Origin of the sequence: Mesorhizobium sp. M0664, assembly GCF_040320565.1 — a bacterium.
Classification (GTDB): Bacteria; Pseudomonadota; Alphaproteobacteria; order Rhizobiales; family Rhizobiaceae; genus Mesorhizobium.
On the sequence record NZ_JAMYPW010000027.1, the window covers coordinates 51,199 to 71,781 of the forward strand.

The following is a 20,583-nucleotide window of genomic DNA, read 5'->3' on the forward strand; positions in this document are numbered from 1 at the left end:
ACATGAGCGCGGCATCCATCGTGCGAACGGCCTGCACAACCGGCCGGCTTGCCATCGGCCTGCTGGCCGCGATTGTGCTGCTTGCCACCATTGCCGCGCCAAACGCAGCCTTCGCCCATGCGGCGCTGATCAAGGCCGAGCCGGCTGACGGTGCGGTGCTGGCGCAGAGCCCGTCGCAAATGTCGCTGACCTTCAGCGAGCCGGTTTCGCCGCTGGTGCTGACGCTGGTGCGGCCCGACGGCACGGCGGTCCCGCTGAGCTCTTTCCGGCTCAGCGGCCAGACCGTCGAGATCGACAATCCGCAGGCGCTGAAATCCGGCTCGCATGTGCTGAGCTGGCGGGTAATCTCCGCCGACGGGCATCCGGTCGGCGGCTCGGTGCTGTTCTCGGTCGGTGCACCGAGTGCTGCGCCGGCCGCCTCCGAAGCTGTCGACCGGGCGCTTCGAACGGCGATCTGGATCGGCAAGGTTTTTCTATACATCGGCCTGTTTTTCGGTGTCGGCGGTGCCTTTGCGCTAGGCTGGCTGGCGCAAGGCGGTCGATCCGGCCGGAACATGATCGTCGCTGCGATCCTGTGCGGGTTGGCGGCGGCACCGCTGTCGCTCGGTTTCCAGGGGCTGGATGCGCTCGGTGCGCCGCTTGCCCGGCTGGCGCAGCCGGTCATCTGGCAGACCGGGCTTGGCACCAGCTTCGGCTGGACGGTGCTGATCGCGCTGATGGCGCTCGGCCTGAGCCTATTATCGCTGGTCGTGCCGCCCGCCGACGCAAAGCCGCTGGCCTTGGCCGGACTGGTTGGCGTTGGCGCAGCACTTGCCGCCAGCGGGCATGCCAGTGCCGCCGAGCCGCAATGGCTGACCCGGCCGATGGTGTTTCTGCACGCCACTGGTATCGCGATTTGGTCCGGGGCGCTGGCGCCGCTCGGTCTTGCCTTGAAACGGCAGCCGGACAAAGCCGGGCCGTTGCTGCGCCGGTTTTCACGAGCGATCCTGTTCGTCGTGGCGGTGCTTGCGGCAGCCGGCATCGTGCTCGCCGTCATCCAGGTGCAAACGCCGTCGGCGCTGGTCCATACCGCTTACGGCAGGCTGCTGCTGCTCAAGCTGGTGCTGCTCGTCTTTCTGTTCACGCTCGCCGCCGTCAATCGCTTCAAGCTTACGGCCCCGGCTGAGGCGGGCGAAACGGAAGTCCAGCGGCGGCTGGCCCGCTCGATCGCCATCGAGGTGCTGGTTGTGCTGGCGATCTTCGGCGTTGCCGCCGGCTGGCGCTTCACGCCGCCGCCGCGGGCGCTGGCGATCGCCGCGGCACAGCCGGCATCGGTGCATATCCACACGCTGCAAGCGATGGCCGACCTCAGCATTGCGCCCGGGCACACCGGACCTGTTGCCGCTTCGATCTTCATCATGACCGGCGATTTCGGCCCGCTCGCCGCCAAGCAGGTAACGCTGGTGCTGTCAAAGCCCGATTCCGGCATCGAACCCGTCAAGCGCCCGGCGACGAATCCCGGCGACGGCACCTGGCGCGTTGACGATCTCGACATTCCGGTCGCCGGCCGGTGGACGGCGCGGCTCGATATCCTGGTCTCGGATTTCGAGATGGTGAAGATAGAGGCGCCGATCGACATCAGGCCGGAGTGACGTGCTGATATTCAGGTGGTGCCGGCCTGCAAATGGCGGTATCCTGCGCTTCCGGTGATCACGTACTTAAGTACGCTCCGCTCCGGTTCTCGGAAACCACCTGTTTGGTCGCTTACGCGCCCGTCTTCGACCCCGGCTCGGCCTGACCTGCATCTCAACACGCCCCGGCTGCAAGACAATTCGGCGAGGCGGTTGACGCGGCCGCGAACCCCCGTCAATCATCGCCATCAAGAATGGGCGTCCAACCCAATCGCGGGCTCAAACCAACAAGATCCGAAAGCAGGGAAGAAACGATGGAAAAAGCCGAAATAGGCCTGATCGGCCTTGGCACGATGGGCTCCAATCTGGCGCTCAACATCGCCGAGAAGGGGCACCGCATCGCCGTCTTCAATCGCACCGCGGCGCGCACCGATGCCTTTGTCGAAAATGCCGGCGCGCTTCGGGATAGGGTGGTGCCCTGCTACAGCCTCGAAGAACTGGCCGCCGCGATCCGGCCGCCGCGGCCGATCATCATCATGGTGCTGGCCGGCAAGCCGGTCGACGAGCAGATCGCGGCATTGCGCGGCGTGCTGTCGGCCAACGACATCGTCATCGACGCCGGCAATGCCAATTTCCGCGATACGATGCGGCGCTTCTCCGAGCTTACCGATTCGGGCCTGACCTTCATCGGCATGGGCGTGTCCGGCGGCGAGGAGGGCGCACGCCACGGTCCCTCGATCATGGTCGGCGGCACCGAAGAGTCCTGGAAGCGCGTCGAAAAGGTGCTGACCGCGATCTCGGCCAAGTTCAAGGGCGAGCCTTGCGCGGCGTGGCTTGGCACCGACGGCGCCGGCCATTTCGTCAAGACCATCCACAACGGCATCGAATATGCCGACATGCAGATGATCGCCGAGATCTACGGCATCTTGCGCGACGGGCTCGGCATGGGGCCGAAAGAGATCGCTGAGGTGTTTTCCCAGTGGAACACGGGCAGGCTCAATTCGTACCTGATCGAGATCACCGCCAAGGTGCTGGCCGCCGACGATCCCAAGACCGGCAAACCGGTGGTCGACATCATCCTCGACCGCGCCGGCCAGAAAGGCACCGGCAAATGGTCGGTGATCGAGGCGCAGCAGCTCGGCATCCCGGCCACCGCGATCGAGGCGGCTGTGGCGGCACGCGTACTGTCGTCGATCAAGGACGAGCGGCTTGCCGCCGAAAAGGTCTATGGCGGCGGTGTTAGCAAGATTTCCCGAGACAGGGACGCCGTGCTCGCCGATCTCGAGCTGGCTCTGTTTGCCGGCAAGATCGCCGCCTACGCGCAAGGCTTCGCGGTGATGAGCGGCGCGTCGAAGGAATTCAACTGGAACCTGCCGATGCCGGTCATCGCCAAGATCTGGCGGGCCGGCTGCATCATCCGCTCGCAATTGCTGGATACGATGGCGGAGGCCTTCGGCGGCGGCGGCGCAGCCACCAACCTGTTGATGGCGCCGGCTTTCGTCTCATTGATGCAGGAGGCGCATCCGTCGCTTCGCCGTGTCGTCGCAAGGGCGGCCGAAGCCGGCTCGCCGGTGCCGGCCCTGTCATCTGCACTTGCCTATTTCGACAGTTACCGGCAGGGCCGCGGCACTTCGAACCTGATCCAGGCGCAGCGCGATTTCTTCGGCGCGCACGGCTTCGAGCGCATCGATGGGCAGGGTGCTTTCCATGGCCCGTGGGGGAGCGGAGCGGCGGGTTAGCGCCCTCATTCTGGACGCCAACGCTGATGTCCAATATCACAAAACAGCCGTTTGTTCATCATTGCCCGAAGCCTGTTTGAACCATTTTTTGTGTCTTACCGGCAGGCATCATCCTTAAGCACTTGACCTTCAGACGGGCTCCCGTCAACTTCGTCTTTAGGGGTGGGAGTCTTGGCAAAGTCCGCAGTATCTTCAGTATCGGATGCATCGCGTCCGCAACTCTTCGGCCAACTCGGCCCGGACGTCTTTACGGTGTTCTCTGGCGGGAACCGGCTGCTCTATGAGCGGGCAATCCTTGCCGTCTACGACGGCCTCTACCGGTCGGACCTGCTGTTCCCGACCGAGGCGGAGGTGGTCGGCGTGATCTACGACTGTGTCTCGCGGGAGCCCGGCCTTTGGGCTGAGGACGAAGCTGCCGTCGACCTAGACCGTCTCATCACGCGAACCGGCCGACGGGTTAGACGTCGCCGCGTCGCAGGCGTTGATGATGAGGCCACCGGGAGCGCGATTAGCCGCTCTCGCCATATCTATAACCGGATGTTGCAGACGGGCTGGCTGGACGAGGCGAGCTATGGGCTTAAGACGACCGTAGAGATGCCGTCCGGCGCGATGCGTCTCGCCGAATTCCTGTGCTCCCTGAAGGAGGGCGGCGCCGAGCAACTCGGCGGCCTAGTGGTGGAGGTGAGGAACGCGATCCGCGCGGTACGCGAGAAGCCAGCCGAGAACGCTCTGGGCCTCAACAAGGCCGCCCAAGACTCGGCACGTTTCGGACGGTACCTAAGAAGCGTGCTCGCGGCCCTGCGGGAAGTTGACCGGCAGGTGCTCTCCTCGGACACGCTTGCCGAGCGGCTGCGGCACTACTTCGAGGACTTGGTCGAGCGGGTGCTACTGCGCGACTACACGTCCATCTCGACCACGGCGCATCCCTATCGGCATCGGCGGACCATTATCGCCTCCCTCGATGAGTTGGAGGATTCCGAGATTGATCTGGCAGCAATCGCAGACGCGTACCTTGAGGCCAGGCTGGTTCCTGATGGGCAAGCGGCGCGCGACCTCGTGCAGGAGGACGTGTTCCGGATCCGCCGCGTGTTCGAGCGCATCGAGGAATCCTTCGAGGCGATCCAGCAACACCGGTCCAGGCTCGAGACGCGGCTGCGCAACGTGGTCAGATATGCCGGGCGCCGAACCAACTTCGTTCAGCGCAGCGAGCATGCGATCCAGGGCCTCGATGACGCTCTTTCGCGGGGCGTTGACGATCTTACGGTCCGAGGATTGATTGAGCCTCGGTTGACTGTGGTCGCTCCCGAGCTCCTCGCGAAGCCACGCGGGGCGCGGCCAGAGATCGCCGACGCAGACCTAGCTCTTCCGGCGCCCGATCCGATACGCGAATTCAGACGTCAACTCGAGCGGGCATACTTGGATCGCCTGACCATCACGCCGGCAAAGGTTAGCCGTTTCCTCGAAAGGCGGGTCCCGCCCTTTGGCGAAACTACGGCCGCCTCCATGTGGATCGAAACCGTAGACGACTTCCTCGCCTTCGAAGCCGTCCGAATGATGGTTGCAGGTGGCCTCGGTGCTGACGCCGGCTCGCGACTCGCGAAAGTGCTTGAGGGCAGGTTCGAGCTCGCGGCGTTCGACGAGGCGGTGTCAAACGAGTGGCTAGACTGCGGCGGCTTTCACGTGAAGCGCCTCGATGACAGCATCACTTTCGAGGTCGAGTATGCTGCTTGAGTTCAACGCCCTCGAAAATTCGAATCCCCGTGGCTTCCTACGGGTCACGCAGTTCATTGCGCATCTAATGCGGAACCAGTTCGTCCACGTTGAGGACCGTGGGGCCGCAACGTTGCTCGAAACGCTTTACCGTCCTGAGCTCGCGAAGCTCGTCGAGGCTTATTTTGAAGTCGCCGGCTATCGTCTCGTCCACCGGGAGACTGAAGGCTGGGCGGGGATCCTACCCGATCCGGAGCGCACGTCGCTGCCGAGGATGCGCATTGATGAGACGATTGCCCTACTCCTCATGCGACGGCTCTGGGAAGAGGCACTCCAACTCGGCGAAATCTACACCAACGGCACCGTCCGCACGACGCTTAACGAGGCTTATGTGGCCTATCAGGGCATAGTCGCCGGAAGTCGGCGCGCGGCCCTTGCGCCAAACGAGTTCCGGGATGTGCTTCGGATGCTCGAACGGAAGGCGATTGTTTGCCTCGGTGAGTTCGACGCAGACGCGCAGGATATGAATCTCGACATTCGCGCGCTCGTTACGAGCATCGCCGGCGACGACTTCGTCGCGTCGCTCGAGCAGATCCTGTCGCGCCCGACTGCCCCGAACCCGGACGCGGACGATCAGCCCACGGTGGGAGGCGAGGCATGATAGAACTGCGGCGCATCGTCCTCGTTAACTGGCACATGATGGTAAGGGCCGACCTCGATCTGGCCGGCGATGCGGCCATCCTCGGCCAGAACCGATCCGGCAAGTCTACGATCATCGATCTGATACAGGCGATCATGGCGGGCGGTTCGTCTCGTCTGTACCGGTTCAACCGATCGGCGGGCGAGAGCAGCGGCCGTTCAGACCGCACCCTCGGGGGCTACTGCCTCGGCCAACTCAACGAGGACACTTTCCTCAGGAACCAGGCAAGGAGCTACATCGCGCTTGTCTTCGAGGATTCGGAAAGGCGGCGGATGCCTGTGAGCCTCGGGCTGTGTGTTGAGGCCGCACGCGGACAACAGACAGAGGTAGTGGGACGGTTTGTAGCCGAGGGGATCAGCGTCGACACCTCGATGCTGCTGGATATCGGCCAAGACGGATCCCGGCCAACCGTCTGGCCCGTAGTCCGCCGTCGACTCGATCAGGCCTGCGGCGAAGCGGGCGGTCAGTTGCACACGCCGGACGATGCCAAGACATTCATCCGTGAGTACATGCGCGCGTTGTTCACGGGGCGCCGGGCGTCAGATCCCGAGCGGTTCGTTCGCACTTTCGTGGCCGCGCTCTCCTTCACAGACATCTCGTCTGTCGAACAGTTCGTGCACCGCTATCTGCTCGAGCCCAAGCCGATCGACATCGCCGAGCTACGCGATTCTATCCGCCGCTACCGTGAGATCCAAAAGACCATTGCCGACCTCAACCGAAGACTAGAAGCACTTCGCGCAATCCGCGCCCAAATAGTGGAGTTCGACCGACTTCTCGCCGAGGAGCTCACCTGCCGCGCGATCGAGAAGACCGCCATGCTGATCGAAGGATTCGCCAGGCTGTTGACGAACATCCGTGAACAAAAGTCGAAGTCGCACGAGTTGCATGTAGTCATGGAGGAGTTCGCGCGGGTGGAGGAGGAGATTGAGCGCGAGACCGAGGTGCTCGCGTCCGTTCAGCGACAGCTTGCCGCGACCGGCGCGCAGGGACAGCGCGCCATCGTCGAACAGGAGATTAGGGGGCTGGAGCGAGACCGTGCTGACATCATGGAGCGTCTGTCAGCTCGACACCTCCGCGCTGCGCGCGCGATCCAGCTCCTGGGGCTGCGCGACAAGCTGAGCGTCATAAACCCGGGCGAACTGCTCCGCGCGCTCGAACGCGTCGAGGAGGACAGCCGCGGGCTCGCACCGCCCGATTGGCCACGCGATCCGGCGAAGATGGATGAGCTGCTGGACGCGGTTTCTGAAGCGGCGATCGCCCGGACAGAAAAGGCGACCGACCAGCGAGACGACGCCATCGTATGGGTCAAGCAGCTTGAGGCCGAGACAGCCGAGGACAGCAAACAGCTCGCCAACGCCAAACGGGGACAGATTACCCTTAGCACCGCAACGTCGAAACTTATGGAGGCTCTGCGCCGCGAAGGCATGAAGCCGCGCACACTCTGCGAGGTCGCCGAGGTAATCGACGAACGTTGGCGCAATGCACTTGAGGCGCTACTCACCCGCGACCGCGAGGCCATAATTGTCGATCCGGAGCACGCCTACCGTGCAACCGAGATCCTGCGGCATGGACGGGACACCTATCCGGGATGCCGCGTAGCCAACACCCGCAAGCTGCAGTCGAGGCCGACCGTGGCCGAGGGCGGCACACTAGCTTCGATGATCGGCAGTGACGACAAGCTGGCCATGGCGTTCGTAGTCTTCAGAATAGGCAATGTACGACTTGCGGAGAACCAAGATGAGCTTCTATCCAGCGGCCGCGCCGTTATGGCTGACGGTGCATATTACGACGGCCTGATTACCGAGATACGCCGGCCGGATGGCCTCAAGATTGGGCGGGCTGCGGCACCACTAATGGAGTCCACACTACGGGAGCGGATAGAACAGCGGGCGCAGCTTTTGAGGATTCATCTTGAGAAGAAGCGCTTCTTCGAGGACACGATCCGACGCCTCGAAGATTGCAGTAGACCGGTCGGCGAAAAGGACAAGTTCGAAGCGCTCGCATTCGCACAGGGGGATTTGGCCGACAGGCTGGCCGATGCGCGGCGACGACTTGATCGGATATCGGCCCAGGTCGACCCTGAACTACTTGACGCAGAGAAGCGGTCGCAGACCTTGTTGAGCAGTCTCAGGGCAGATCGCGATGAACTAATCGACAATCGCGCGTCGCTCAGATCGAAGATTGAGGAGGTCAAGACAAGACTAGGCGCGGGCGAGCAGAGTGTCGGCTCTTATCTGTGCCTCGGCCATCGCCGTCGACAATTCCGTAGTGTCGTGACCTCCGCGGCACAAATTCGATCGCTCCGCGAGCGATATAAAGGCCATCCCGCTAGAAACCCGGCTCGGATTGCTTCCGATATGGAGAAGGCAGCGGACGACGCGAAGCAGGGATATCGGGAGCTCGGTCACGAGATCAGGGCGGCTCTAGGAAGGTATGCGATTGACTTCCCCGACGCACTCGAGGGCTACGCGGACGTGCCGATCATCGGCACGGTGAAGCCATGGGTGTCGACTGGCATAGCGATGCTCGAAGGAAATGAGCTCATTCGGTACCGCGAGCAAGCGGACGAGGCGGCAGATCGGATTTCGCGTCTCTTCAAGACGACCTTCATTCATGAGCTGAACAGCCGTTTCGGGCAGCTTCATTCAGAGATGGAGAAGCTATCAGCGGCGCTCCGTACACGTCCCCTTCACGGCGAGATCTATCGTTTGGCGGAGCTCGTCAAACCGGAGTTCGACGACCTCTATCATCTCGCCAAGGACAGCGAGACCGACGAGCGCGTGCTCGATGCCCTGTTCGACCGGGCCGCGCCTCGCGACGAGCGGCACGCGCGAGCGCTGAGACAGATAGAGCAGCTCCTCGCCGACGAATCCTTCGACTTTACAGTCTTTCAAGATTACCGCAGCTATTTCACCTATGATCTCAGGATGCGCGACGTCGCGACCGGACGGACAACGAGCTTCGACCGCCGACGCGGCGTGGCCAGCGGTGCTGAACGCCAGGTGCCATTCTACGTCGTCATCGGAGCGGCCCTCGCCAGCTCCTATCACGGCGTCCGCCAGGCGACTTCTCCAAGTGATCTCGGAATGGGCCTTGCCGTATTCGACGAGGCCTTCAGCAAGATGGATGGCCCCAACCAGCGGACACTGCTGGACTTCTACCGCGCGATCGGCCTCCAGGTAGTCATCGCCGCGCCGACCGAGAAACGTGCGGTCGTCTACGAGAATCTAAACTATATCATCGACGTATTCCGCGGCGGTGACATTTCCCTGGCCGAATCCATCCAAATCAAGGACCGTGTCCGCGAGGAGATGCGCGCTGCCAATCCGCAGCACGCGACGGATGAAGAACTCGCGGAACGCCTCGGCCTCAAGGCGAGCGCCGCCGAATGAGCCGGCACGGGTATTCCACCATCAGTTCACTCGTCGACGATCTGCTGACGCGGCACGAACGCAATCCGGCCGCGAGAAACCTGATTGCCTCGATCGATAATGACGGGTTCGCCAACATGGACCGGCGGGACACCTTCGACGAGGAACTCGCAGCGCTGGAGCGAGCAGGCGGGATCGAGCGGGTCCAAACCGGTCCAAAGACGGAACGTCGGGTAACAGGTGCAAGGCTGAAGGATGCCGGGGTACTCTACCGGAAGCTCCAACGGCGGCCGGCTAGCGAGCTAGCATACCAAGCCGCTGCAGAACTCCGGTCGCAACCGGGGCTACCGGTCGGCGCCGCCAGCTTAATCGATGACGCCGTCGCGGCCTGGACGCGGGGCGTGTCCCACATCGGAGTCCGGAATGGGGACGGGCGAACGCTTGCAAACGTGATCGGCCTCGCCATCGCAGTACGCAGTCGCATGTCGGGCGATCCGCAGGAGGAGCAGGACTTCCGGACGTTCTCGCGGCTGACGGTCGGCGACAGTAAGGCGCTGGAGAGGAATGTCCGGCAAGTCGCCGCAGCAATGGCGAAGATCTTCGCGAGCATGGACGAGCAGACTCGGCTCGATCCGGAGGAGCTGCTTGCCAGCGCCGGTATCAGGCGCTTGCCGCAACCAACCCTCATGCACGGTGACGTATCTCTGGACGGGCGGTCGTTTCCGGCGATTCCCTATGTCGGAATACCGACCGACTGCGTTGGCGGAATCAGTCTCCTGACGAAGCCCGACTACGTCCTGACGATCGAGAACTTCACGTCATTCGTCCGGCACATCCGGGAGGTCGCACGGTCCGAACGGGCCCTCGTCATCTATTCCGGTGGCTTCCCCTCGCGGCCGACGCTCGCGACAATCACAAGACTGGCGGCCCAGGCGCAAGCGCCAACGTTTCACTGGGGAGATATGGACACCGGAGGCATCCGCATATTCCGGCACCTCGAAAGACATCTTGCCGACGTCAACATTCCGCTGCGCCCCCATATGATGGACGCCGATCTGCTCCGCCGCTTCGGGAGACCGACGCGGGGCGTGGCCGGTCCTATCGGCGACATGCACGCGAGCGTGATCGCTGGCTTGGCGGATCTCCTCGCCGCTAGTGGTCTCGTGCACGAGCAAGAGGAACTCGATCCGAGAAGTCCGCTTACGATCACAACTGCTACTCCGGAGCCCGGAAAAACTTCTGACGCTTTGGGTGGAGGAACTCCGCGATAGGCTGGAACTGCCGAACGGCGGTTCTTCGGCAAAGTGCCGACAAATCTCAGGTGGCGGAATGGACGATCTCTCATGACAACGCCCTCGGCATTCCGCAATCTGGCATATGCTTGATTACAATGTTCTTGATTTGTTCTTCACGTAGCCCTACCAGTTTTCTACGTCCGCTAATCGCGATTTGGATGCCCGGAACCGCCAGTCGGCAATCGGCCCCAAGGTTGCCAGCCAGCAGCGCGCATTGGAGCCGGAGCCCAGTTCAATTTGAACGTATCCCGCTCTAGTCGGGGCGGCGATAGGCCTGCACTTCGCCCGGCTCGCTCAGGCTCTGCAGGGTGCCGGGTGCGGCGCCGCCGATCCAGCCCAGCACCGAGCGGGCGAGTTCGGCGCCGGCCAGCCGGAAGTTCTCGTTGACGACCAGCAATTCGCTGCGAAACAGGTGCAGAAGCTCCGACGATTGTTTGGACACCACATCGACATCGCGGCCAAGCTTGAGGCCGGCGTCTTCGATGCCGGCGACGATGGCGAGCGTCGCGGCGGCGGCGCTGCTGATGAAACCGTCCGGGCGGCTTTCGCGGCGCATCAGCTGCGCGGTCCGCATTCTGATCTGCTCGATCGAATGATCGATCGAAACGGTGTTGAACGGAATCTCGCTGGCGCCGACCTCGCTCAGCGCATCGGCAAAGCCTGCGAGCGTGTGGCCGTGATAGGTCAGCTCGACCGGCGGCGCCAACAGAGCCAGGCGGCGACGGCCGAGGCCGGCAAGATGGCGCACTGCCTCGGCTGCGAAAGCGTAATTGTCGAAATCATGGTAGGGATGGATCAGCCCCATATCGGTGCGGCCATGCGTGGCAAAGGGGATGCCGCGCTCCAGCATATAACGGGCCCTCGGATCGTTCGGCTGCGTGCGCGAAATGATGACGCCGTCGGCTGAACCGGTTTCCACGAGGTAACGGATCGGGTCGAGCGGATCCTGCGAGCGCGAATAGGGCGTCACGATCAAATGATAGGGCGTGTCGGCGATGACTTCCGAAACGCCGTAGATGATATCCGAGACAAAGCTCATGATCTCGTGCTCGGTGTTGAGCACCAGGCTGATGACATTGGTCTTGCCGGTGCGCAGGCGGACGCCGGCACGGTTGGGCCGATAACCGATCTGCTTGGCGACAAGCTGGACGCGCCGCCTGGTCTCGGCGCCGATCTCGGGCGCATCCTTTAGCGCGCGCGACACGGTGGTGACGCCCAGCCCGGTCATGAAGGCGAGCGTCTTCAGTGTCGGCCGGCCCGGGCCCGACGCTTCGTCGGCCTTCTCTTTTTGATGCCTGTTCATTCATCCCGCCCCGTCAGGCGCATAGCAGTTGCCGGGCAGGCCGGCAATCGGCGGGCCGCGGGTACGCCGCGGGCCTTCACCGAATGAGACCGCTATATACTGAAACGTTACAGATTGTCACTGCCGTGGCGATATCACTGGTGACAGGCGCAAAACGAGCGGCACTCCGGTCGGCGCAAAAAGAGCGACAGAAGGGGCTTTTCCGATTTTTTGGCGTCGCAGCATTCCATTTTGCATTGCAACCCCTCTTGTTGCGATGCGGTAGGCCGACGAGCCGCGCGATTTTATTCGCGCTTCGAAAAAACTTGATGCCACCTTCGCCCGAGGGGTTGCGCGCCTCAAGCAATTGCCGTATCGAAAATCTGTAACGTTTCAGATTCTGGGAGGAACGAAATGCGATACCAACTCATGACTGCTGCGCTGGCTGCGACGGTCGCGCTGCAATTTGCCGGCCCGGCGGCCGCGACGGATCTGGAAGTCACCCATTGGTGGACCTCCGGCGGCGAGGCGGCGGCGGTCGCCGAACTCGCCAAGGCTTTCGACGCAACCGGCAATCACTGGGTTGACGGCGCCATCGCCGGCTCCGGCGGCACGGCGCGGCCGATCATGATCAGCCGCATCACCGGCGGCGACCCGATGGGCGCGACCCAGTTCAATCACGGCCGGCAGGCGGAAGAATTGGTGCAGGCCGGGCTGATGCGCGACCTTACCGATCTCGCCACCAAGGAAAAGTGGACGGAAATCGTGCAGCCGAAGAGCCTGCTCGACGGCTGTACCCTCGACGGCAAGATCTATTGCGTGCCCGTCAATATCCACTCCTGGCAGTGGCTGTGGCTGTCGAACGCGGCCTTCAAAAAGGCCGGCGTGCCGGTGCCGAAGAACTGGAATGAATATGTCGCTGCGGCGCCCGCGCTTGAAAAAGCAGGCATCCAGCCGCTCGCGGTCGGCGGCCAGCCCTGGCAGGCCTCCGGCGCTTTCGACGTGCTGCTTGCGGCGGTCGGCGGCACCGACGCCTTCCTCAAGGTCTACAAGGACAAGGACGCGGAATTCGCCGCCGGGCCCGAGGTCGCCAAGGTCTTCAAGGCCGCGGACGATGCCCGCAAGATGGCCAAGAACACCAATGTGCAGGACTGGAACCAGGCCACCAATCTGGTCATCACCGGCAAGGCGGGCGGCCAGATCATGGGTGACTGGGCGCAGGGCGAGTTCCAGGTTGCCGGTCAGGTCGCCGGCAAGGACTATACTTGCCTTCCGGGCCTCGGTCTCAACGAGATGATCGCCACCGGCGGCGACGCTTTCTACTTCCCGCTGCTGAAGGATCCCGAAAAATCGAAGGCACAGGAAGTGCTGGCCCACACGCTGCTCGATCCCAAGACGCAGGTCGCCTTCAATCTCAAGAAAGGTTCGCTGCCGGTACGCGGCGACGTCGACCTCAAGGCGGCGAACGACTGCATGAAGAAGGGGCTCGAAATTCTCGCCAAGGGCAATGTCATGCCCTGGACCGACCAGCTGCTTTCGCAGGATACCCAGAAGCAGAAGGAGGATCTTTTCTCCGAGTTCTTCGCCAAGCAGGACATGACCGTGGAAGATGCGCAGAAGCGCTTCGCCGCCATTGTCGGTTCGGCCGATTGAGCGATCGACCGACCGCCTCACTCCCGCCCCTGCAAACGCAGGGTCGGGAGCTCGGGTCAAGGCCTCTTGACCCTCCGGCCCTTACCCGATCCAAAGCGGCTGTGCAGATGAGCAAGAGCGAACGCCCTAGCCAACTCTTTCGCAACCTCAATGCGAAGATCGCCTCGATCCCAATGATCCTCACAGCGCTGGTGATCTTTGTCGGCGGCAGCGCGTGGACGGTGCTTTATTCCTTCACCAGTTCGAAGCTCCTGCCACGGCTGAATTTCGTCGGGCTCGACCAGTACTACCGGCTGTGGTCGGTGCCGCGCTGGCTGGTCTCGATCGAGAACCTGCTGATCTACGGCGTGCTGTCGCTGCTGTTCTCGCTGGTGATCGGCTTCCTGCTTGCCGCCCTGCTCGACCAGAAGATCCGGTTCGAGGACACGTTCCGGACCATTTTCCTCTATCCCTTCGCCCTCTCCTTCATCGTCACCGGCCTCGTCTGGCAGTGGTTGCTCAACCCCGAGTTCGGTGTCCAGGGAGTGGTGCGCAGCCTCGGCTGGACGAGCTTCAGCTTCAATCCGCTCTATGATTCCAGCATCGTCATCTACGGCATATTGATCGCCGCTCTCTGGCAGGGCACCGGGCTCATCATGTGCCTGATGCTGGCCGGCCTGCGCGGCATCGACGAGGACATCTGGAAGGCAGCGCGGGTCGACGGGATACCGACCTGGAAGACCTATCTGTTCATCATCATACCGATGATGCGGCCGGTCTTCATCACCACGCTGGTCATCATCGCTGCCGGTATCGTCAAGATCTATGACTTGGTTGTCGCCCAGACCAGCGGCGGGCCCGGCATCGCCTCCGAAGTCCCGGCCAAATATGTCTATGACTACATGTTCTTCGCCCAGAACCTCGGTCAGGGGTTCGCCGCCTCGACCATGATGCTGCTGTCGGTGATCATCGTCATCGTGCCGTGGGCCTATCTCGAGTTTGGAGGCAAGAAGCGTGTCTGACCATACCGTTTCATTGCCGGCCGGCCCCGGCACGCTCGAAGCGTACGGGCCGAGCGGGCCGAAGCCGCGGCATATGTTCTCGCGCCGCAACATCTTCCTCTACGGCACGCTCATCGTGGTGGCGCTCTACTATCTTTTGCCGCTCTATGTGATGGTGGTGACGTCGCTCAAAGGCATGCCCGAGATACGCCTCGGCAACATCTTCTCGCCGCCGATGGAGATCACCTTCGAGCCATGGGTCAAGGCCTGGTCGAGCGCCTGCACCGGGCTCAACTGCGACGGGCTGTCGCGTGGCTTCTGGAATTCCGTGCGCATCACGATCCCGTCGGTGATCCTGTCGATCGCGCTCGCCTCAGTGAACGGCTATGCGCTTGCCAACTGGCGCTTCAAAGGTGCCGACACCTTCTTCATCATCCTGATCGTCGGCGCCTTCATCCCCTATCAGGTGATGATCTATCCGATCGTCATCATCCTGCGCGAAGTCGGCCTCTACGGCAGCCTCAGCGGCCTGGTGATCGTCCATTCCATCTTCGGCATGCCGATCCTCACACTGTTGTTCCGCAACTACTTTACCTCCATGCCGGAGGAGCTGTTCCGGGCAGCGCGTGTCGATGGCGCCGGCTTCTGGGGCATTTATTTCCGCATCATGCTGCCGATGTCGCTGCCGATCTTCGTCGTCGCCATCATCCTGCAGGTGACCGGCATCTGGAACGACTTCCTGTTCGGCGTCGTCTACACCCGCCCCGACACCTATCCGATGACGGTGCAGCTCAACAACATCGTCAACTCGGTGCAAGGCGTGAAGGAATACAACGTCAACATGGCAGCCACCATCCTGACCGGCCTGGTGCCGCTGATCGTCTATTTCCTGTCCGGAAAATTGTTTGTGCGCGGCATCGCCGCCGGCGCGGTGAAAGGATGATGGCGATGAACGCAAACGGCAGCATTGCGGCAAACGGCACCAGCGTCTCGATCCAGAACCTGTCGCTGAATTTCGGTGCGATATCGGTGCTGCAGACGCTCAACCTCGATGTTGCCGAAGGCGAATTCATCGTGCTGCTCGGCCCGTCCGGCTGCGGCAAGTCGACCTTGCTAAACTGCATTGCCGGGCTGCTCGACGTTTCCGAAGGCCGCATCTTCATCAAGGGCAAGAACGTCACCTGGGAAGAGCCCAAGGATCGCGGGATCGGCATGGTGTTCCAGTCCTACGCGCTCTATCCGCAGATGACGGTGGAGAAGAACCTGTCGTTCGGGCTGCGCGTTGCCGGCCTCGCCAAGGAAGAGATCGCCAAGCGCATCGCCCGGGCCGCCGAGATCCTGCAGATCGAACCGCTTTTGCATCGCAAGCCGGCGGCGCTGTCCGGCGGCCAGCGCCAGCGCGTGGCGATCGGGCGCGCACTTGTGCGTGACGTCGATGTCTTTCTGTTCGACGAACCGCTCTCCAATCTCGACGCCAAGCTGCGCGCGGAATTGCGCGTCGAAATCAAGCTGCTGCATCGCAAGCTCGAGAACACCATGATCTATGTCACCCACGACCAGATCGAGGCGATGACGCTGGCCGACCGTATCGCGGTGATGAAGGGCGGCGTCATCCAGCAGCTCGATGCGCCGCAGACCATCTATAACCGGCCGGTCAACCGGTTTGTCGCCGGCTTCCTCGGCTCGCCGGCAATGAACTTCCTCGACGGCAGACTGGAGCAAGCGGCAGGCGACTGGCACTTCGTCGCCGAGGATGTGCGGATACCGCTTGCCACCTATGCTTTCGAGAAGGACCCGGTGCCAGGGCCGGCCGTGTTCGGCATCCGCCCCGAGCACGTGGCGTTCAACAGCGGCACGGGATGGCCGTTCGCAGCCACGGCAAATGTCGAGGTCGTCGAGCCCATGGGTTCCGACACGCTGGTCTGGCTGAAGCTCGCCGGCCAGAATTTCACGGTGCGGGTGACGGCCGAGCGCACGCCAAACAACGCCGAGGCGGTCGGCATCGGTTTTGACCCGATGCGCGCCTCGCTTTTCGACGCCGCCACAGGTAACCGCCTCTAGAGCATGATTTAGCCTCCCAAGACTCTTCCACTCCCGCAAGACTCATCCCCCCAAAACTAACCATCCACAAGAAAACGGACAGAGACGATGAACTGGTCATTCCAACTTTACAGCGCCCGCAATTTCCAGCCCTGGGAGGGCGTGCTCAAGATGCTGGGGGAGCTTGGTTACAGCCAAGTCGAAGGGTTCGGCGGCGTCTATGACGATCCCAAGGCGTTCCGTGCCGAGCTCGACAAGAACGGGCTCGCCATGCCGACCGGGCATTTCTCGATCGACGCGCTCGAGAAGGATTTCGACGGCGTGCGCAGGACGGCCGACGCGCTCGGCATCACGCTGCTCATCTGCCCGTTCCTGAACGCCGAGTTCAGGCCGGCCGACACAGCCGGCTGGCGCGGTTTCGGCGAACGCCTGGCCAAGGTCGGCGAGACGGCCAGGAAAGCCGGCTATGGCTTTGCCTGGCACAACCATGATTTCGAGTTCAAGGCGCTTGCCGACGGCTCGGTGCCGCAGGACCATATCCTGTCCTCCGCGCCCGACATCGGCTGGGAGATGGACGTCGCCTGGGTGGTGCGCGGCGGCGTCGATCCGCTGCCCTGGATCGAGAAGCACGGCAAGCGCATCGTCGCCGTCCATGTCAAGGACTTGGCCAAGCCGGGCGAGGGCCTCGACGAGGACGGCTGGTCCGACGTCGGCCACGGCACCATCGACTGGCCCGGCCTGATCAAGGCGCTACGCGCCAAAAGCGCCGCAAAATACTACGTCATGGAACAGGACAATCCCAACGATATCGAGCGCTTCGCCCGCCGCTCGATCGCAGCCGCCAAGACCTATTAGGAGCACATCAGCATGGCAACAAAACTTGGCATCGGCGTCATCGGCTGCGGCAACATCTCGAAGGCGTATTTCTCGCTGGCGCCGCTGTTTCGCGGCATCGAGATGCGCGCCTGCGCCGACATCAACATGGAAGCGGCGAAAGCGCGGGCAAAAGAGTTCAAGCTGCGCGCCGAGACCGTCGAGGGGCTGCTCAAGGCCGACGATATCGACATCATCGTCAACCTGACCATTCCGGCGGTGCATTACGAGGTGTCGAAGCAGATCCTCGACGCCGGCAAGCACGTCTATTCGGAGAAGCCCTTCGTGCTGTCGGTCAAGGAAGGGCTCGACCTGAAAAAACGGGCGGAAAGCAAGGGGCTGCGCATCGGTTCGGCGCCCGACACCTTCCTCGGCGGCGCGCACCAGCTTGTCCGCGACCTGATCGACACCGGCAGGCTCGGCAGGATCACCAGCGGCACCTGTCATGTGATGAGCCATGGCATGGAGCATTGGCACCCCAATCCGGACTTCTTCTTCCAGCCGGGCGCCGGGCCGGTGCTCGATATCGGACCGTATTACATCACCAACCTGATCCAGCTGATCGGGCCGGTGAAGCAGGTCGCCGCCTTCGCTTCGATCCCGATGACGGAACGCATCATCAGCTCGAAGCCGCGCGCCGGCGAAAAGATCCCGGTCTCCACGCCGACGACGATCCATGGCGTGCTGGAATTCGAGAACGGTGCCGTGGTGACGCTCAACACCAGCTGGGACGTCTGGAGCCACGGCCACGCGCCGATGGAACTCTATGGCGAGGCGGGCACGGTGTTCGTGCCGGATCCGAATTTCTTCGGCGGCGACGTGCGTTTCACCGAGGCCGCCAAGCCGGTGAAGAAGCTGCCGAAATGGCCGCATCCGTTCGGCGTGCCCAACGAGATGCATTCGCAAGGCATGATGGCCAACTACCGCACCGCCGGTTTGGCCGACATGGCGATCGCGATCAGGGAAGGTCGGCCGCACCGCTGCTCGATGGAACTGGCGCTGCATGCCGTCGACGTCATGACCGGACTGTTGCGTTCGGGCGAGACCGGAAAGTTCGTCGCCATGCAGACCAGCTGCGAGCGGCCCGCGGCACTCGGCGTCAAGGCGGCGAAGGAGCTGCTGGCGAAGAAGAAAACCAAGTAGGCGGCGCGCCTCCCAAGCACCGCAAAAAGCCTCTCCCCGTTTGCGCGGGGAGAGGCTAAGGGTGAGGCTGGAGCCGACTTGCCCGTCATCGCGTCGGCAGCCGTCGGGCGCGTTTCGATATGAGATATGAGGATTTCCCATGCCCTATGTCCCCGCCGAGAACCGCTACAAAAAGATGGTCTACAATCGCTGCGGGCGGTCCGGCCTGAAGCTGCCGGCGATCTCGCTTGGGCTGTGGCACAATTTCGGCGACGACACGCCGCATAGAACCAAGCAGGCGATCGCGCGCAGGGCGTTCGATCTCGGCATCACGCATTTCGATCTCGCCAACAATTACGGCCCGCCGCCCGGCTCGGCGGAGCGGGCGTTTGGTGAGATCCTGCGGACGGACTTTGCCGGTTATCGCGACGAGCTGATCATTTCGACCAAGGCCGGCTACGAAATGTGGGCAGGGCCTTATGGCGAGTGGGGCGGCCGCAAATATGTGCTGGCCAGCCTCGACCAGAGCCTGAACCGGATGGGGCTCGACTATGTCGACATCTTCTATTCGCACCGCTTCGACCCCGACACCCCGCTGGAGGAAACGATGGGCGCGCTCGATCACGCGGTGCGCTCGGGCAAGGCGCTCTATGCCGGCATTTCCTCCTATAATTCGCAGCGCACCCGCGAGGCCGCCGACATATTGAAGCAGCTCGGCACGCCTTGCGTGATCCATCAGCCGAGCTATTCGATGCTCAACCGCTGGGTCGAGGATGATGGCCTGCTCGATACGCTGGAGGGGCTTGGTGTCGGCTCGATCGTGTTCTCGCCGCTGGCGCAAGGCATGCTGACCGACAAATATCTCGGCGGCATCCCCGATGGCAGCCGCGCCAGCCAGGGCAAGTCGCTGCGCCCGGCATTCATCAACGACAAGTCGATCGCCAATATCGAGGCGCTGAACGTCATCGCCCGTCGCCGCGGCCAGACGCTGGCGCAGATGGCGCTGGCCTGGGTGCTGCGCAGAGGCAGGGTGACGTCGGCGCTGATCGGCGCCAGCCGGCCGGAACAGGTCGAGGATTGCGTCGGCGCGCTGAAGGCGCTCGACTTCAGCGATGCCGAGCTCGCCGAGATCGACAGCTTTGCCCGCGAGTCGGACATCAATCTCTGGGCGGCATCGGCCGAGCGCAAGGGGCCGCCGAGGAAGTAGGCGACGACGGTCTGCGGTCCGGTTTCATCGAAAAGACGCGGCAGCGCGAACTGGTAGCTGTCTTCGACACGGTGGCCAGCGGCTAACTTTCGGCTGCCTTGAGGTTCCGCGCGGCTTGCTCGAGCGTCGCCCTGTCGTTGCCCAGCCTGTCGATCAGCTCTTGCGCCTGATCACCGGTTATCCCGGTGCGCATCGCCAGTGCCTCGACCGTCAGAACGTCGGAGCTGGCGATCGTTCCCGCCGGACCGTCCGCGTCGTCGAGGCCAAGCTCTTGCTTCGCCTGCTGCCAATGACGCTCATGCGCGCCATCCGGGCGGCCCTCGCGCATCCAGATTTCATAGGCTCGCTGCCGAATCTTTTCATGCCGGTCATTGTCCATGACGGTTCCTCCCTTGTGGCGTTTTCACCAACGCGGGGAGCGCCGGAACGATCCTATGTTCAAGCCGATTTTGCAGGCAGAGCCGCGCTTCCAACGAACAAACACCGGACAGAATCGTTTTGCGGAGGAACCTGCACAGCGGGCACGCCGTTGATCCTCACCTGAGCAAAGGAGATTACCATGGCCGACGAACCAAACGAATCCGCAGCACCCAAGATGACTCAACGCGAAGCTCAGGAAGCCCTGGAGAAGCAGGTCGCGCAGCTGAGGCGCGAGATCAGCAAGATCAATCGGACCTTGGCCGAACGCGCGGAAGAGGCGATCGAAGACGCCGGCGGCTGGTATGACAACGCTGCCGAGCGCGCCTCTCGGACAGCACAAGCCCTGCGCAACAGGGCGCAGACGGTGTCGGGGGTGGTCCAGGAGAATCCCGGCACAATATCGTCGGCATTCATCCTCGGAGCGGCCGTAGGAGCGCTACTCGGCCTCACCCTGGCCGCCACAGATCAGCGCCGCGATCGCTGGTTCTAGTCCCGACCCCAGGTTTTTGGGACAGAACCGGGTTTTGGGACAGAAACAGAGGGACTGCTCCCGCTGTTCATTGGTTCAGCAATGACACCGG

General features: G+C 62.8%; 16 protein-coding genes. 14 read left to right on the plus strand and 2 right to left on the minus strand.

Going from position 1 to position 20,583, the window contains the following annotated elements:
- Positions 1 to 2 precede the first annotated feature (2 nt).
- The 6 genes from NKI39_RS22005 to NKI39_RS22030 all read left to right on the plus strand — a co-directional run bounded on the left by NKI39_RS22005 (position 3) and on the right by NKI39_RS22030 (position 10,401).
- A complete protein-coding gene (locus NKI39_RS22005; protein WP_352834328.1) occupies positions 3 to 1,631 on the plus strand; it encodes a copper resistance CopC/CopD family protein in 1,629 nt (542 codons plus the stop codon).
- A 293-nt stretch (positions 1,632 to 1,924) separates the two neighbouring features.
- Positions 1,925 to 3,349: an NADP-dependent phosphogluconate dehydrogenase gene (gene gnd, locus NKI39_RS22010; RefSeq protein ID WP_352834331.1), complete on the plus strand. Its 1,425-nt coding sequence runs from the start codon at positions 1,925 to 1,927 to the stop codon at positions 3,347 to 3,349.
- Between the two features lie 171 nt (positions 3,350 to 3,520).
- Entirely contained in the window at positions 3,521 to 5,080 is a 1,560-nt protein-coding gene (locus NKI39_RS22015; protein ID WP_352834333.1) for a Wadjet anti-phage system protein JetA family protein, read from the plus strand.
- Positions 5,070 to 5,720, plus strand: a complete 651-nt coding sequence (locus NKI39_RS22020) for a DUF4194 domain-containing protein (protein WP_352834336.1) — start codon at positions 5,070 to 5,072, stop codon at positions 5,718 to 5,720. Before NKI39_RS22015 ends, NKI39_RS22020 begins: the two co-directional genes overlap by 11 nt.
- A complete protein-coding gene (locus tag NKI39_RS22025; protein WP_352834339.1) occupies positions 5,717 to 9,151 on the plus strand; it encodes an SbcC/MukB-like Walker B domain-containing protein in 3,435 nt (1,144 codons plus the stop codon). The genes NKI39_RS22020 and NKI39_RS22025 overlap by 4 nt, the downstream gene beginning before the upstream one ends.
- Positions 9,148 to 10,401, plus strand: a complete 1,254-nt coding sequence (locus NKI39_RS22030) for a Wadjet anti-phage system protein JetD domain-containing protein (RefSeq protein WP_352834342.1) — start codon at positions 9,148 to 9,150, stop codon at positions 10,399 to 10,401. The genes NKI39_RS22025 and NKI39_RS22030 overlap by 4 nt, the downstream gene beginning before the upstream one ends.
- A 277-nt stretch (positions 10,402 to 10,678) precedes the next feature.
- Here NKI39_RS22030 and NKI39_RS22035 read toward each other — a convergent pair whose 3' ends face one another.
- Entirely contained in the window at positions 10,679 to 11,728 is a 1,050-nt protein-coding gene (locus NKI39_RS22035; protein ID WP_352767839.1) for a LacI family transcriptional regulator, read from the minus strand.
- Between the two features lie 393 nt (positions 11,729 to 12,121).
- Between NKI39_RS22035 and NKI39_RS22040 the strand changes: the two genes are divergently transcribed.
- From NKI39_RS22040 to mgrA, 7 genes are all read left to right on the plus strand, one after another.
- Complete coding sequence (locus NKI39_RS22040) at positions 12,122 to 13,360, plus strand: ABC transporter substrate-binding protein (RefSeq protein ID WP_352448364.1); 1,239 nt, start codon at positions 12,122 to 12,124, stop codon at positions 13,358 to 13,360.
- Between the two features lie 107 nt (positions 13,361 to 13,467).
- Positions 13,468 to 14,361, plus strand: coding sequence for a carbohydrate ABC transporter permease (locus NKI39_RS22045; protein ID WP_352474879.1), 894 nt, complete (start codon positions 13,468 to 13,470; stop codon positions 14,359 to 14,361).
- Complete coding sequence (locus NKI39_RS22050; protein WP_023675222.1) at positions 14,354 to 15,283, plus strand: carbohydrate ABC transporter permease; 930 nt, start codon at positions 14,354 to 14,356, stop codon at positions 15,281 to 15,283. The genes NKI39_RS22045 and NKI39_RS22050 overlap by 8 nt, the downstream gene beginning before the upstream one ends.
- A 5-nt stretch (positions 15,284 to 15,288) precedes the next feature.
- Positions 15,289 to 16,401, plus strand: a complete 1,113-nt coding sequence (locus NKI39_RS22055) for an ABC transporter ATP-binding protein (protein ID WP_352834346.1) — start codon at positions 15,289 to 15,291, stop codon at positions 16,399 to 16,401.
- Between the two features lie 87 nt (positions 16,402 to 16,488).
- The gene (locus NKI39_RS22060; RefSeq protein ID WP_023675224.1) at positions 16,489 to 17,235 is read left to right on the plus strand and encodes a sugar phosphate isomerase/epimerase family protein; all 747 of its coding nucleotides are present in this window, start codon (positions 16,489 to 16,491) and stop codon (positions 17,233 to 17,235) included.
- Between the two features lie 12 nt (positions 17,236 to 17,247).
- A complete protein-coding gene (locus NKI39_RS22065) occupies positions 17,248 to 18,396 on the plus strand; it encodes a Gfo/Idh/MocA family protein (RefSeq protein ID WP_352834348.1) in 1,149 nt (382 codons plus the stop codon).
- 139 nt (positions 18,397 to 18,535) lie between these two features.
- Positions 18,536 to 19,582, plus strand: coding sequence for an L-glyceraldehyde 3-phosphate reductase (mgrA, locus tag NKI39_RS22070; RefSeq protein WP_352834351.1), 1,047 nt, complete (start codon positions 18,536 to 18,538; stop codon positions 19,580 to 19,582).
- An 82-nt stretch (positions 19,583 to 19,664) separates the two neighbouring features.
- Here mgrA and NKI39_RS22075 read toward each other — a convergent pair whose 3' ends face one another.
- Complete coding sequence (locus NKI39_RS22075; protein ID WP_352502631.1) at positions 19,665 to 19,961, minus strand: DUF2934 domain-containing protein; 297 nt, start codon at positions 19,959 to 19,961, stop codon at positions 19,665 to 19,667.
- 180 nt (positions 19,962 to 20,141) lie between these two features.
- Between NKI39_RS22075 and NKI39_RS22080 the strand changes: the two genes are divergently transcribed.
- Positions 20,142 to 20,492, plus strand: a complete 351-nt coding sequence (locus NKI39_RS22080; protein WP_352502632.1) for a hypothetical protein — start codon at positions 20,142 to 20,144, stop codon at positions 20,490 to 20,492.
- Positions 20,493 to 20,583: the final 91 nt, after the last annotated feature.